We start from the raw sequence: 13,395 nt of genomic DNA on the forward strand, positions 1-13,395 counted from the left end.
GCGGGGCACCTCCGGTTTGCAAAGCCGATCCGCCAGGGTTCACCCTGGCGGATCGTTGCGTTTTGATGACATCGATTCAAATCCGCCGGTTCAAGGGCGTTTCCCTGCGTTGTGAAGCGCGCTAGACAACGGCGTGGGCTTGCCGGGGACACGGCATTGTTTGAGGGATTTTACAAGGTCAGGTTTCAGCTAGGCGCCTCGGTCGGCCGCAGCGTGATGTATGCGCGCGACGGCAGGATGCTGGGCGGTAATTCGGCCTTTGCCCATATCGGCACCTACGAAAAGCGCGACGACGGCGTCGACATCGTGATCCAGACCGTCCGCCACAATCCGGACCCGAATTACCGCGCGATGGCCGGCACCGACGATGCCACATTGCTGGCGAAGGGCCGGGCAGACGGCGATCTCTACCGTTTCGAAGGGGGCTTGAAGGAATTGCCCGGCGTGCCCTTCCATTCGGTGATGACGCCGATCGAGCAGGACGTCTTGCCGATCGCCGGCGGCCTCGGCGTGGGCGGTGTCGTCAATGGCCTTTACTCCATTCACGTTCGCCTGCTCGACGGCGTCGAAGGCGGCCTGACCGGCGTGATGCTGCTCAATGACGGCCGCATCCTCGGCGGCGACGCATCGTTCTATTATCTCGGCACCTACACCTCGGAAAACGGCCGCTGGAAAGGCCAGATCCTCAATCAGGAGCACACGCCCTCCATGGGCGAGAACCCCATTTTCGGCGGCCATGAAGTCGGCATTGGCTTTTCCGGCACCTGCAATGAGGAAGGCGCACTATTGGAGGCGACTGCGCTCGCCGGCAAGCGCAGCCTGCGCATGACCGCGGTGCTGAAGCTGATGCGCCGGGTGTGACAGTCGATGGCTGAATCCATCCGCGTACTCTCGACGTTGGCGTTAAAGGGTGCCGTCCAAGCACTGACCGACCAGTATCAGGCAGCTGGAGGAGCGCGCATCGATGCGGACTTCGCGCCGACACTGGCGCTGTTGGACCGGCTGCGCGCGGGCGAAGCCGCTGATGTCGTCATCCTGACCCGCGATGGTCTGGACGAGGTCGCGCGCGAGGGGCGGGTGGTCGTCGAAAGCTGCGTGGATCTGGCGCGCTCCTTTGTCGGTGTCGCTGTAAAGGCGGGCGCCCCTCATCCGGATATTTCGACTGAGGCTGCGCTCCGCGCCGCACTGAAGGGTGCCCGCGCGGTGGCGTATTCGCAGATCGGCGCCAGCGGCATCCTGTTTGCGCAGCTGATCGAGCGACTCGGCATTGCCGCCGACGTCAACGCCCGCGCCGTCATCATCCCGCAAGGCTTCACTGCCGAGCGCCTCGCTACCGGCGAGGCCGATCTCGCCATCCAACAGATCAGCGAATTGAAGCAGGTGGGAGGCATCGAAGTCGTCGGACCCATTCCCCGCGAACTACAAACGCCTGCGGTGTTTTCCGCCGGACGAATGGCGGCGTCGCAGAAAGTCGATGAAGCGGATCGGCTGCTGCGGTTTCTCGCTTCTCCCGAGGTGGCGCCGGCTTTGCGCGCGAGTGGGCTGGAGCCCTGAGTTTCATTCCCTGATCAGGACGACGCCGGAGATCAGCAGCACCGCGCCCACGAGCCGCGCCGCACTGATGGGATGCGGCGTCAGCCCGAACGCGCCGAAATGGTCGAGCGTCACCGCGGCGAGCACCTGGCCGGCGATGACGAGCGCAAAGAGTGTCGCGGCGCCGAGCGAAGGCAGTAGCAGAATAGCCAGCAGGATGAAGGCGGCGCCGAACACGCCGCCCGACCACGCATACCACGGCACGCCGGCAACGGCTTTCCAGGAGGGAGTGCGTTCGCCGAGCGCGATCACCGCAACAATCATCGTCATGAGGCCGACGGCATAGCTGACTAGCCCGGCCCATGCCGGCGAACCAAGCGCCGTGCGCAGGTTGCCATTGAGCACTTGCTGGGTCGCGACGCTGACGCCGGCGCTGAGCGCGAGCAGATAGAGGAAGAAATTTTGCACGAGCGCCCCCATTCATTCCGAGCCGGTAGAGCGATCCGGCGATGCAAGATCAGAGACAACGCGAATAGCCGGGTCGGAACAAGAGGGCCGGCGGCGCAATTATTTCCGGGGCTTGTCAACAAGCGGTGCTAGCTATGATCCGAAAACTACGGTCTGGCGAATACCGGCTCTATTCCCGCAAAATCAACCCGAAGACGGGCAAGCGCCGGAACCTCGGAACCTTCAAATCGCGTGCGGCGGCCGAGAAGCACGAGCGCGCCGTGCAGTATTTCAAGCGGCATTGATCCTGCGCTAAAACGCGGCTGGCACCGGCCCTGCAGCGGTGCTAAGCCCCCGCCGGACCATTTATTGATAATGCAGGACATTTCGTTGCTGAACGGGCTCTACAAGGTCGAGTACGGCGTGAACGACGCGTTCGGGCGCAGCATCATGTGCATGCATGATGGCAAGCTCCTTGGCGGCAATTCCGCCTTTGCCCATCTCGGCACCTATCAGGAGCGCGGCGAGGAAATTATTGGTGAGGTCATCACCCAGCGCCACAATGACGACCCTTATTACAAGCCGCTGATGGACACCGACGTCGCCGCCATCAGCGTGCGCGGCAAGCTGCGCGGCAACAAGATCCGCTTCGAGGGCAGCGCCGCGCCGCGGCCGGGCGCCTTGTTCTGGGCCGAGCTGACCCGGCTCGACGAGGAGGTGCTGCCGCCGGTCGGCACCGTAGGGCCGGGCGGCATCATCAATGGGCTCTATTCCATCCGGCTCCGCGCGCTCGACGGGATCGACGCCGGCCTGTCCGGCGTCATGCTGCTGCTGGACGGCCGTATCCTCGGTGGTGACGCCTTTTTCTATTATCTCGGCACCTATGCTTCGGCCGACGGCCGCTGGAAGGGTGAGATTCTCAACCAGGAGCACACGCCGGCGAAGGGCGAAAATCCCGTGTTCGGCGGCCATGAGGTCGGCATTGGCTTCACCGGCACCTGCGACGAAGCGGGGGCCGAACTCGAAGCCATTGCGCTGGCGGGAAAGCGCAGCCTGCGGCTGGCTGCGACGCTGAAACTGATGCGGGCGGTCTAGGCGCGCCTGCGGCGCGCGTAAAACCATGCGGTGAGGACGATAGGCGCGCCGAGCGCGAGCCAGGAGAAATAGCGGCCGAGTCCCTCATACAATAACGCGCTTAAGAGGCCCGCAGTCGAGAGCACGCCGATCAGCAGGGGACCGCCATAGACCGTCCGCCAATTGCCGCTGGATCGCAATTTGCGCGTGTCGGTCATCGCGACGGCTGCAACGACGGCTGTACGACGATCGCGTGGCTGCGGTGTTTGCGGCGTTTGACGACCCACAAATAGAGCCCGCTGCCGATCACGACGATCGTCATGACATCGAGCAGCGCCCAGATGATTTTAAGCGGCATGCCGCCATAGTCGCCGAAATGCAGCGGCTGCGAGACCAGCAGCGCCTTCAGATAGATGGGAAGGTCGCGCGCGTCGGAGACTTCGCCGGTTTCGCCGTCGAGCAGTACCGGCTTGAGCAGACGCGAGGTCAGCGGCGTGTCGCCGCGCATGAACACCGCGAAATGATGTGAGCTGGTGAACGGTGTGCCGGGGAAGGCTACGAAGGAGACAGTCATGTCGGGGGCTGTCTTGCGAGCATTCTCCAGCGTTTTGTCGAGGGAAGCGAGATGCACCGGCGGCGGCTTGCCGGCGTAGGGCTTGACCATGTCAGTCAGCTCGTTGGCCTTCCACTGGCTCAGCATCACCTCGGCAAGCGTATTGATGACGCCGGTGGCGCCGACCACCAGCGCCCACGCGATGGTTACGGCGCCCAGGAGATTGTGCCAGTCGAACCAGGCGATGCGGCGCGACTTGTCCCGGAGCGTGCCAAAGCTCAGGCGGCGCGTGAACGGCCAGTACAGCACCACGCCGGAGATGATCGCGACCAGAAACAGAAAACCCATGGCGCCGAGGAACAGCTTGCCGGGCTGGCCCGCGAACATATCGACGTGGAGCTTGAGGAAGATCAGCATCGGCCCACCGCCGACCGAACCTAGCGGTTTGGCGGTGTGCGCATCATACGCCCTGAGCGTCGCCGCATCCGGATCGCCATCGACCTTGTTGTTGGTAAAGGCGATGATGTTATTCGGTTCATCCTTGTCCCACAGGATATATTGCAGGACGCGTCCGGGATCGTTCGCAAGCGCGGTGCGGGCAATCTCGTCGATACTTCGCTTCACCGCGCCCGGCTGGACGACCTCGGGCTTCGGATCGTAGCCGAGTAGCTCGTCGATCTCATGATGGAAGATCAGCGGCAGGCCGGTGATGCACAACAACAGCAGGAACAGCGTCGATATCAGGCTGCTCCAGGTGTGAACCACTGACCAGATGCGAACGGTTCTGGCTTTCAGCGCTGCCTCCTTCGCGTCAGCGTTACCATTTGTAGGCGAGGCTCGCCGTCACGCGGCGTCGATCGCCATAGAAACAAGCCGTATCGGACGCGCAACTAGCAACGTAGGTTTTGTCGGCGATGTTGATGACGTTCAACGCCGCGCGCCAGTTTTGCCATTCGTAGTGGATCGCCGCGTCACCGAGTACGACCGAGGGAACGATCAGCGTATTCGCGGTATTGGCAAAGGACTCGCCGATGTAGCGAACACCTCCACCAAAGCCAAAGCCCCGCAGCGGCCCCTCCTGGAACGTATAGTCGGCCCAGAGGGAACCTATCCGCTGCGGCGTATTGGTCGGCGTCAGGCCGATCAGAGCCGGATTCGCATCCTTGCTGGTAAAGAGGTCGTAGGCGGTGAACGCGCCAACCATCTTCAGGCCAGGCGCGAGATTGGCCACGGCCTCCAGTTCGAGACCGCGCGATGTGATCTCTCCGGTCTGGTTCTGCAGAACCGGCGTGGTGTTCGGGACTGTCGTCGGCACGTTTTGCCGCTTCAGATCGAACACGGCAATGCTGAAATGGCCATTGAAGCCGACAGGCTGAAACTTCAATCCGATTTCGGCCTGCTCTCCGGTCTCCGGCAGGAACAGCTGGTTCGAAGCGTTGAGGCCGATGATCGGATTGTAGCTGGTCGCGTAAGCGACGTAGGGCGCGAGACCGTTGGCGAAATTGTAGATCAGGCCTGCACGACCACTGAACTTGCTGTCCTCGCGATTGTAAAGCGTGGCGCCGGTCGGACGATCACCCTGGCTGGTCGATACCCAATCATTGCGGCCGCTCAATACCAGTGTGAAGCCGCCGAATTTGATCTGGTCCTGAATGTAGGTGCCGAGCTGATTCTGCGTCAGGAGGAAATTGCGGAACGGAGGTCCCCCGAACGGAATGTCGCCGATCCCGTAGACAGGATTGAACACGTTGAGTGAGGGTATGCCGCCGAAGGTGAAGATCTGATAATCGTCAATGCGGTAGCTTTTCAGATCGAGGCCGAACAGCATCGTGTGCTGCACCGGGCCGGTATCGAAACGATATTCTAGCTGGTTGTCGAGATTGCCCTGGTTGGCGGTGTTTTTCGCATACCAGTTATATCGGCCGAGGTCGCCGGCAGCGATGTTGGTGTAGCCATTGCCGACGTAACCGCGATAGGTGAGGTCAACATGCGCGTAGCGGGCATTCTGCCTGAACGTGACACTGTCGGACAGATTGCGCTCGAATTGATAACCGAGCATCTCCTGTTCGCGCTTGAATGTATCGACACTGGGATCGCCGACGAACAATTTTGTCGGAATGCGGCCGAAAGGCGCATCGGTCACCGTGCCGACGTAGGGCAGGAAATTGATGCCGCGGGTATCCTGCTTCGAGGCCGACGCCAGCACTGTAAACGTGGTGTCCGCGTCCGGCTTCCAGGTCAGCGACGGCGCGATGAAGTAGTTGTTGTCGGGTGTGAAGTCGACCTGGGTACCGCCGTTCTGGACTTGGCCGACCACACGATAGAACAGCTTTCCGTTCTCGGGTGATGTTGCGACCGGACCGCCGAAGTCGAATCCCAAATAGGCATTGCCGAAATTGTTGACGCCGGTCTCGAGATAACGGATCGGCTCGGCGGGCGGCGTCTTGCTGACGGCGTTGACGATGCCGCTCGGGCTGGAGCCGCCATAGAGCACGGCCGAGGGGCCGCGCAGCACCTCGACGCGGGCGAGGTTGAATGGCTGCAGCTTCCAGCTCGCATACGACGTGTAGAAGAGCTGCAGGCCATCGAGGAACAGGCCGATGTCGTCGGATTTGAAGCCGCGGATCAGGAACCAGTCGTTACGCGTATCCGCGCCGAACGTCCCGGCGACGACGCCCGGCGTGTAGCGCAGGATCTCGTCGAACTTGCCTGGCTTCTGGTCGCGAATCTGTTCGCTGCCGATCACGGACAGCGACTGCGGCGTCTCCATGATCGGTGTATTGGTCTTGGTGCCAGCCATCGAGCGGCCCGCGACGTAACCTTGAACGGCGCCGCGTGGATTCTCGACGACCTCAAGCCCGCGCTGTGTCTGTGGCCGCGGCCTCGTTTGTTGCGCCGTCTGTATTGCTGGGCGCGTCTGCCGCCGCGCAGGCGCTGCGGTGCGACGGCGTGCTTCAGGCGCAGCGACGACCACCGGAGGCAACGACTCTGCTCCCGATGACGACCGCGAAGAACTTGACTGCGCGACCGACACCTGCGGCCACAACGCCAATACGGACACGGTCGCCAACGCGGCGACCGGCAACAGATCACGAGACTTCAAGGTTCCACCCAAACCAGCGAGCACTTCGTTGCGCGTTCCCCGAAAGTTCGGCAGCGCAACAGAGCGACGCATACGCGAGGGAGTCGGATTCCTCTAATGGAAACGTTCTTAGAGAAGCTCTTAGAAAATTTCCAATAACAGCCTGAGGTTTGATCGAGGCAGCGCTGATACGCGGGAGATGTGATGGGTAGAGCGCGCGAATGGCGTTCTAAGTCAGCCCGTTGCCTCCCCATCAGGCTAGTTCCCGAACGCCATCCGAACTCCCAGATTGGATTCAAACGAACCAGGAGTTTCCGCCATGACCGATCCGGCCTCATCCATTCTTCCGTCGCTGTCCTCAGCCCTCGCCGATATCGTCGCTCGCACAAGATCGGCGGTCGTCTCGGTGCATTCCCATCGCTCGCGCGCCTCGGGCTTTGTCTGGAAGCCCGGCTTGATCGTCACGGCAGATGAGCCGCTGGCCGACGAAGGCGAAGTCTCGATCAGGCTGTCCGACGGCACCGATCGGCCGGCCCGCATAGCGGGACGCGATCATACGACAGATATCGCCCTATTGCGCTTCGATGCAGCGAATAGCGCGCCGATCGCATTGTCGTCCGTCATTCCCGATCTCGGCTCGCTGTGTGTGGTCGTCGCGGCCGAGCAGGGCGTTACAACTGCGGCGCTTGGAATGGTATCGCTAATTGGCGGGCGCTGGCGCAGCATGCGGGGCGGCGAGATCGACGCGCGGATCGAACTGGACGTGCGGCTGCGGCGCCGTCACGAGGGAGGCCTAGTGCTCAATGCCTCCGGTGAGGCCATCGGCATGGCCGTCCAGGGCGTGCGACGGATTCTCGTGATTCCCAGCGGCACGATCGACCGGGTTGCGGGAAGGCTTGAGACGCATGGCCGAATCGCGCGGGGCTATCTCGGGGTGGGATTGCAGCCCGTCGAACTCGACGATGGCCTCGGTGCAATGGTGATGAGCGTGGATCGGGCCGGCCCCTCGGCCGCTGCCGGCATTCGGCAAGGTGACATTATCGTCGCCTGGAATAACGAGAAGCTCTCGGGCGTCCGATCGCTGCTGCGGGCGCTCGGCCCGGACAGCGTGGGTTCGGTTGTCGACGTATCGATCAGGCGCGCTGGCGAGCCGATCAAGATCAAGCTCACGATCGGCGAAAGGGCGGAAGCGTGAACGCCGACGTGCCGCCGGTCGTGATCGCGATCGAGATCGAAGACGCGGCGTTGGCGGAGCGGCTCGCATCACTGCTTGGTGACATCCCCGGAGTTCGCCTGGCAGCACCAGGAGAAGACGCGACGATCGCGCTCGTATCACGTGAGCCGCCCGCCATCACCGAGCCGGCCGACGTCGACCTTACGCCGCGCGAACGCGATGTGCTCCTTCTGATGGCGGAAGGTGCATCCAACAAGACGATTGCGAGACGGCTCGGAATATCCGTTCACACCGCCAAATTTCACGTCGGCTCGCTGCTCGAGAAGCTCGACGCCACCGGCCGCACCGATGCGGTGGCGCACGCGGCGCGGCTCGGAGTGATCAACCTCTAAGGCTGCGGCGGCCTGTCAGGCCGATACTTGCTCGCTTATCCGCGGCCCTTGTTGGCCGCGTGGTTCTTCAACTGCTCGGTCTGGGTCCATTTACTGTCCTGACCACGATCTCGCGAATGCTTGGTCTTGTCCCGATTTGAGAGCACCATGTTCTCGCCGATGAGGTCATCCTGAACGTCGGTCATAGCGCCAGTGCCGGCGCCCTTACCCTTCGCTCCGGGGCCCAGATGTTTGCCGTCTCCGTGTGCGCCGCGCGTCATGATTCTATCCCTGTGGTTTTTGGGGCTTGTGACCTGACTGGCCGGGGTTGTTGTGCTTGTTATGCTGGCTTTCCTGGTTGAGACCGCCGCGGCTCACCGTAAATTCGGACTGACGGCCGCCGCGCTTTGCGGTCTTTGTACTGCCATCGCGCTGTGCGCGCGCGATGTCCTCCTCGACCTGGCGTGCATCGGGCACGTCAGGCTTCCTTTCGAGGATGCGCAGTTGTTGCTCATGCGTCTTCTTTCCTTGGAGCTCTGTTCTCCGTGGGCCGCTATCCCGATCGGCCAGCGGTGGCCCGCGGCGTCGGTCGCGAACCTCCGCCTTGTTGATGCCACCTTGCGGGTTGGTGTCGTTCTCGATGTCACCCTCGAAGGTGTTGGCGCCTGCAAATTCTTCCAATTCGTCAGGCGTCACCTGCGCCATGCTCGCGCCTTTCGACCCGCCGATCATGGGATTGCGGACCAGATCAGCATTGGTCGGCCTGCTCAGCTTCACGTGCTTGGTGCTCATGATGTCACCTTGAAGCGGGATGGGTCCCGCCACCCTTTCGTTCCGGATCGTGTGTATGATGGATGTCATGTTCTCCGCCACCGCCGGACACCTTGCTATGTCGGCGCTGCGGATCGTCGGCAGGTGGCTTGTTGACGTGAAGTGGTTCCTTGGCGTTCTCGTGAGAAGCGCCCGGGCCGCCCTGACGGATGCTTGCCGGCGTCTTCGTTGAAGTAGACATTGCATGCTCCTGACTAGCGATCCTGCTGATAACCTTGGTGCGTGGTGTTCTGTGCGGTATTACCCTGCTGTCCTTGCTGCTCCGGATTTTCGATATGGCTACGGCCCTTTCGAACCTTATAGGCATCGCCGGACTTGGGGTCTCCAGTACCCTTGTGGCTTTGATTGTCCTGCGGCACGGGCGGCGGCTTTGTCATAGTTGCCTCCAGGGGCTGTCGAATTGCGTGACAAGACAACGCGTGGTGAACACGACGGTTCTTGCCGGTTTGCGGAACCGCGGTCACATGCCGCATCATGCGGCCGAGGAAACCTTGTTATTCGCGGGCCACAAGGCCTGAACCTCGCCGGGAAGTGCATGGCGCATCTTCTCGACTTGGTGCGGATCGACGTGATGGTTCAGAACCTGGAACACCGCACGCACGGCATCGCCGGTGTCGACCGGCTTCAGCGAACTCAGTTCGGCCGAAACAATCGCGAGAAACTCCTCTGCCGATCGCCATGCTTTCGGCGCTTCACTTGGCCGCCATTGGTCGTAGTAGGTACCACGCACCAGAAGCGGAAGCTGCGCGCCAAAATGCGCGGCCAAGTTAATCGGAACCCGGTCGCGGACGGCCCGCAATACAGCACCAAGAACGTGCCATGCCAGCTTCCGATCGCGTGGCAAGTTTGCCGTCATGATTTCGTCCAACCACGTGTTGGTGATTTGGAGTGTTCTGTCGAATACTTCGAGACCTGTTGCGCTCATGGAACTACTCCGTCGTTTCCGTGATGACGGGATAACGATGTTTCAGCGGATCGGTTCGTAACGTTTAGCGAGGCATCGCGCTTGGTCGCGCATATGCTCGCGCGCATGCAGTTGCAATCGTAAAAGTTAATGTCGCAGGAGTTGCGTAGATGGGATGATTCGGACCGGCTTCCACTAGCCGACCAGATGTCCTAAGCAGCGGCCGCAGTGACTTCCTCCTCCTAAGGTCCCAATGATCCGCCTCGATAACGTCAGTAAGCAAGTCGGCCACCAGATCCTCTTCATCGAAGCCTCCGCAGCCCTCCAGAAAGGCGAGAAGATCGGCCTCGTCGGCCCCAACGGGGCCGGGAAGACCACGCTGTTCCGGATGATTTCAGGCCAGGAAGTCCCCGACGAAGGCCAAGTCGCGGTCGATCGCGGCATTACCATCGGCTATTTCAGCCAGGATGTCGGCGAGATGGCGGGCCGCAGCGCCGTGGCCGAGGTGATGGATGGCGCAGGCCCCGTCAGCGTGGTGGCTAGCGAACTGAAGCAGCTCGAAGCCGCGATGGCCGATCCTGATCGCGCCGATGAAATGGAAGACATCATCGCGCGCTATGGGGAGGTCCAGCACCGCTTCGAGGAGCTCGACGGCTATGCCCTCGACGGCCGGGCGCGCGAGGCGTTGGCGGGCCTCGGCTTCAGCCAGGAGATGATGGAAGGCGATGTCGGTGCGCTATCGGGCGGCTGGAAGATGAGGGTGGCGCTGGCGCGAATCCTGCTGATGCGGCCCGACGTGATGCTGCTGGACGAGCCGAGCAACCATCTGGACCTGGAAAGCCTGATTTGGCTGGAGCAATTCCTGAAGGCATACGAGGGCGCGCTGTTGATGACCTCGCATGATCGCGAGTTCATCAACCGCATCATCAACAAGGTCGTCGAGATCGACGGCGGGACGCTTTCGACCTATTCCGGCAATTACGAATTCTACGAGCAGCAGCGTGCGCTGAACGAGAAGCAGCAGCAGGCGCAGTTCGAGCGTCAGCAGGCGATGCTCGCCAAGGAGATCAAGTTCATCGAGCGCTTCAAGGCGCGCGCTTCCCACGCCGCCCAGGTGCAGAGCCGGGTGAAAAAGCTCGACAAGATCGAGCGCGTCGAGCCGCCGAAGCGCCGCCAAACGGTGGCGTTCGAATTCCAGGTGGCGCCGCGCTCGGGCGAGGATGTCGTCAGCCTGAAGAACGTCCACAAGGGCTATGGCAGCCGCACCATCTATCAGGGCCTCGACTTCATGATCCGCCGCAAGGAGCGGTGGTGCGTGATGGGCGTCAACGGCGCGGGCAAGTCGACGCTGCTCAAGCTGGTGGCCGGCTCGACCGAACCCGATGACGGCACGGTGGCGATCGGTGGCAGCGTCAAGATGGGCTACTTCGCCCAGCATGCGATGGATCTGCTCGACGGCGAGCGCACGGTGTTCGAGTGGCTGGAAGATTCCTTTCCGCAAGCAGGACAAGGCTCGCTCCGTGCGCTGGCGGGCTGCTTTGGCTTTTCCGGCGACGATGTCGAGAAGAAGTGCCGCGTGCTGTCGGGCGGCGAGAAGGCGCGGCTCGTGATGGCGAAGATGCTATATGACCCGCCCAATTTCCTGGTGCTGGACGAGCCGACCAACCATCTGGACCTCGCGACCAAGGAGATGCTGATCAATGCGCTCTCGGAATTCGAAGGCACGATGCTGTTCGTCTCGCACGACCGGCATTTCCTCGCCGCGCTCTCGAACCGTGTGTTGGAACTGACGCCCGAGGGCGTCCACCAATATGGCGGCGGTTACACCGAATATGTCGCGCGCACCGGGCAGGAAGCGCCGGGGCTGCGGAGTTGATGCGGCCGTCACACGCGCTCGAACGTGTCGGCATTAGTGCTGATTGAACGCCACCAGCTCAGCTTTTCCTTCTTGCCGGGTGCACCCTCGGTTGCCGCCCTGATTACACTGTCAGCGACGACGAACCACATCGTTTCCATTTTGCCATCGCGCAGCAGACCGGTGTAGGAGACCGCGGCATCTCCCGCCGCAGTTTCACCTCCGGCCACGAAGCTGATGCAATCGCCCTGATGGATACCGACGACGGGAATCTCCTGTCCATAGAAGCTGTCTCTCAGCGCGGTCTTGAAGGTGCCGCTGATTCTGCGATTGGCATCATCGGTAATGTCAACCACGGAGCCGTATTGGTTTCGCCATTTGCCTTTCCACGTCATCGGCTGGATCCCTTCGCTAACGCCGACTAACGAAGGGCAGCGAGGGATGTTCCGGCTTGTGCGAAGTAGGCTTCTCGTTCCGCATCAAATCCACGGATGCTATTTGTGGGCGAGCGGTGCGATCGCCTCGATCTCGTTGGTCCAAATGCCGCCTGAATAGTTTTGCGGCAACCGCGCAAACTGCTCGGTCGTATCTATGCCGCTCGAAAAGCCGCCGCCTCGATAGGGGCCGAGCACGAAGACCTCGCTATTGGCGGCTTTCATACGGTTCAGGAGACGGTCCGGCCAGCCCCATAGCCACGGGGCGACGTTGATCGGAAGCATTACCATCGCGTTGTGGCAGGCCTTTGGCACCACGCCGCTCCAGCCATAGCCGATGTAGCTGACGAGGCAGCTCTTGATGGCGGCGCGCGAGATGGTTCGAATTTCGGGAAGGCGCGAGCGCACGATCTCGACTGGCTCGTCGCCGCCGTAGACCATGATCTGCGCCCGGCGCTCGGCGGGAAGTTTGCTCAGCACGGCCACCAGCTTCTCTCCCTCTGACGGATCGCGGCTCTTGACGTTGATCAGAAGGCGCTGTTGCGGGAAGGCTAACAGCACCTCGTCGAGCGTCGGCATCAGGCCGATACCCTTGCCGCGAAAGGGGAATGTCTTGCCGCCGTCGGCCGTATAACCATGACCGATGTCAAGCTTCTTCAGATAGGCCATGGAATGTTCGCGCGTCGCGCCGTGACCGTCGGTTCGGCAATCCAGCGTCCAATCGTGAAACACCGCGAACTCGCCATCGGTGGTGGGATGAATGTCGAGCTCGACGATATCCGCACCGGCCGCAAAGCTGGCGCGCATCGAATCGATGGTGTTCTCCAGATATTGGTGGGTCGATGGCAGCATCCGTGTCGCGGTGCAGGTGTCGTTGGTCAGATCGCGCTCATCGAACCGCTGGGTGATGCCGCGGTGCGCGAGCAGGGTAGGCTTGCCGGTCTGATGGCTGGCGAGATGGTTGGTGTTGTTGAGGTAGATAGCGGCCGCGACGAGGGCGATGGCCGCCGCGGTGTATTTGAGTTTTTTGTTCAAGGCATGCCCCCGCGTAAGAGGTGCCTTCGCTAGGCAGGATTTCTGGTCGATTTGCGGCAACCGGTGTGGAGCGTCGCATGGCGCTACGCAGGGTTTGCCGAC

18 protein-coding genes are annotated in these 13,395 nt (G+C 61.9%); 7 read left to right on the top strand and 11 right to left on the bottom strand.

The window, feature by feature from the left end; genetic code table 11:
• The first annotated feature begins 156 nt into the window (after positions 1-156).
• Together J6524_RS01180 and J6524_RS01185 are read left to right on the top strand one after the other, a co-directional pair.
• Positions 157-861, top strand: coding sequence for a GrlR family regulatory protein (locus tag J6524_RS01180; RefSeq protein WP_225668372.1), 705 nt, complete (start codon positions 157-159; stop codon positions 859-861).
• Between the two features lie 6 nt (positions 862-867).
• Positions 868-1,554 carry a substrate-binding domain-containing protein gene (locus J6524_RS01185; RefSeq protein ID WP_225668374.1) on the top strand — a complete coding sequence of 229 codons (687 nt, stop codon included), beginning with the start codon at positions 868-870 and terminating at the stop codon, positions 1,552-1,554.
• A gap of 3 nt (positions 1,555-1,557) precedes the next feature.
• Here J6524_RS01185 and J6524_RS01190 read toward each other — a convergent pair whose 3' ends face one another.
• Positions 1,558-2,001 carry a DMT family transporter gene (locus J6524_RS01190; protein WP_225668376.1) on the bottom strand — a complete coding sequence of 148 codons (444 nt, stop codon included), beginning with the start codon at positions 1,999-2,001 and terminating at the stop codon, positions 1,558-1,560.
• 134 nt (positions 2,002-2,135) lie between these two features.
• Between J6524_RS01190 and J6524_RS01195 the strand changes: the two genes are divergently transcribed.
• Positions 2,136-2,285, top strand: a complete 150-nt coding sequence (locus tag J6524_RS01195; protein ID WP_225668378.1) for a hypothetical protein — start codon at positions 2,136-2,138, stop codon at positions 2,283-2,285.
• Positions 2,286-2,370: 85 nt separating this feature from the next.
• A complete protein-coding gene (locus J6524_RS01200) occupies positions 2,371-3,075 on the top strand; it encodes a GrlR family regulatory protein (RefSeq protein ID WP_225669299.1) in 705 nt (234 codons plus the stop codon).
• Here J6524_RS01200 and J6524_RS01205 read toward each other — a convergent pair.
• Genes J6524_RS01205 through J6524_RS01215 form a run of 3 tightly spaced genes read right to left on the bottom strand, consistent with a single transcriptional unit; the run spans position 3,072 to position 6,695 of the window.
• Positions 3,072-3,272 carry a hypothetical protein gene (locus J6524_RS01205; RefSeq protein ID WP_225668380.1) on the bottom strand — a complete coding sequence of 67 codons (201 nt, stop codon included), beginning with the start codon at positions 3,270-3,272 and terminating at the stop codon, positions 3,072-3,074. The genes J6524_RS01200 and J6524_RS01205 overlap by 4 nt on opposite strands.
• Positions 3,269-4,372: a PepSY-associated TM helix domain-containing protein gene (locus J6524_RS01210; protein ID WP_225668382.1), complete on the bottom strand. Its 1,104-nt coding sequence runs from the start codon at positions 4,370-4,372 to the stop codon at positions 3,269-3,271. The genes J6524_RS01205 and J6524_RS01210 overlap by 4 nt, the downstream gene beginning before the upstream one ends.
• Positions 4,373-4,424: 52 nt before the next feature.
• Positions 4,425-6,695, bottom strand: coding sequence for a TonB-dependent siderophore receptor (locus J6524_RS01215; protein ID WP_225669300.1), 2,271 nt, complete (start codon positions 6,693-6,695; stop codon positions 4,425-4,427).
• A 313-nt stretch (positions 6,696-7,008) separates the two neighbouring features.
• Here J6524_RS01215 and J6524_RS01220 point away from each other — a divergent pair, with 313 nt between their 5' ends.
• Together J6524_RS01220 and J6524_RS01225 are read left to right on the top strand one after the other, a co-directional pair.
• Positions 7,009-7,884 carry a S1C family serine protease gene (locus J6524_RS01220; protein ID WP_225668384.1) on the top strand — a complete coding sequence of 292 codons (876 nt, stop codon included), beginning with the start codon at positions 7,009-7,011 and terminating at the stop codon, positions 7,882-7,884.
• Positions 7,881-8,255: a response regulator transcription factor gene (locus J6524_RS01225; protein ID WP_225668386.1), complete on the top strand. Its 375-nt coding sequence runs from the start codon at positions 7,881-7,883 to the stop codon at positions 8,253-8,255. The genes J6524_RS01220 and J6524_RS01225 overlap by 4 nt, the downstream gene beginning before the upstream one ends.
• 35 nt (positions 8,256-8,290) lie before the next feature.
• Here J6524_RS01225 and J6524_RS01230 read toward each other — a convergent pair whose 3' ends face one another.
• The 5 genes from J6524_RS01230 to J6524_RS01250 all read right to left on the bottom strand — a co-directional run bounded on the left by J6524_RS01230 (position 8,291) and on the right by J6524_RS01250 (position 9,990).
• Entirely contained in the window at positions 8,291-8,515 is a 225-nt protein-coding gene (locus J6524_RS01230) for a hypothetical protein (protein ID WP_225668388.1), read from the bottom strand.
• Between the two features lie 4 nt (positions 8,516-8,519).
• Positions 8,520-9,026 (bottom strand): hypothetical protein, encoded by a 507-nt coding sequence (locus tag J6524_RS01235; RefSeq protein ID WP_225668389.1) that lies wholly within the window; start codon positions 9,024-9,026, stop codon positions 8,520-8,522.
• Positions 9,027-9,030: 4 nt separating this feature from the next.
• Complete coding sequence (locus J6524_RS01240; protein WP_225668390.1) at positions 9,031-9,246, bottom strand: hypothetical protein; 216 nt, start codon at positions 9,244-9,246, stop codon at positions 9,031-9,033.
• Between the two features lie 13 nt (positions 9,247-9,259).
• Positions 9,260-9,442, bottom strand: a complete 183-nt coding sequence (locus tag J6524_RS01245) for a hypothetical protein (RefSeq protein ID WP_225668391.1) — start codon at positions 9,440-9,442, stop codon at positions 9,260-9,262.
• A 95-nt stretch (positions 9,443-9,537) separates the two neighbouring features.
• Positions 9,538-9,990, bottom strand: a complete 453-nt coding sequence (locus tag J6524_RS01250) for a DUF2267 domain-containing protein (RefSeq protein WP_225668392.1) — start codon at positions 9,988-9,990, stop codon at positions 9,538-9,540.
• Positions 9,991-10,222: 232 nt separating this feature from the next.
• On the opposite strand from J6524_RS01250, the gene J6524_RS01255 reads away from it, so the two are divergent.
• On the top strand, positions 10,223-11,845 hold the full coding sequence (locus tag J6524_RS01255; RefSeq protein ID WP_225668393.1) for an ABC-F family ATP-binding cassette domain-containing protein: 1,623 nt from the start codon (positions 10,223-10,225) through the stop codon (positions 11,843-11,845).
• An 8-nt stretch (positions 11,846-11,853) separates the two neighbouring features.
• Here J6524_RS01255 and J6524_RS01260 read toward each other — a convergent pair whose 3' ends face one another.
• Both J6524_RS01260 and J6524_RS01265 read right to left on the bottom strand, forming a co-directional pair.
• Positions 11,854-12,219, bottom strand: coding sequence for an avidin/streptavidin family protein (locus J6524_RS01260; RefSeq protein WP_225668394.1), 366 nt, complete (start codon positions 12,217-12,219; stop codon positions 11,854-11,856).
• A 99-nt stretch (positions 12,220-12,318) separates the two neighbouring features.
• A complete protein-coding gene (locus tag J6524_RS01265; protein ID WP_225668395.1) occupies positions 12,319-13,293 on the bottom strand; it encodes a glycerophosphodiester phosphodiesterase family protein in 975 nt (324 codons plus the stop codon).
• Positions 13,294-13,395 lie beyond the last annotated feature (102 nt).

It is taken from the genome of Bradyrhizobium hereditatis, assembly GCF_020329435.1.
Lineage (GTDB): Bacteria > Pseudomonadota > Alphaproteobacteria > Rhizobiales > Xanthobacteraceae > Bradyrhizobium > Bradyrhizobium hereditatis.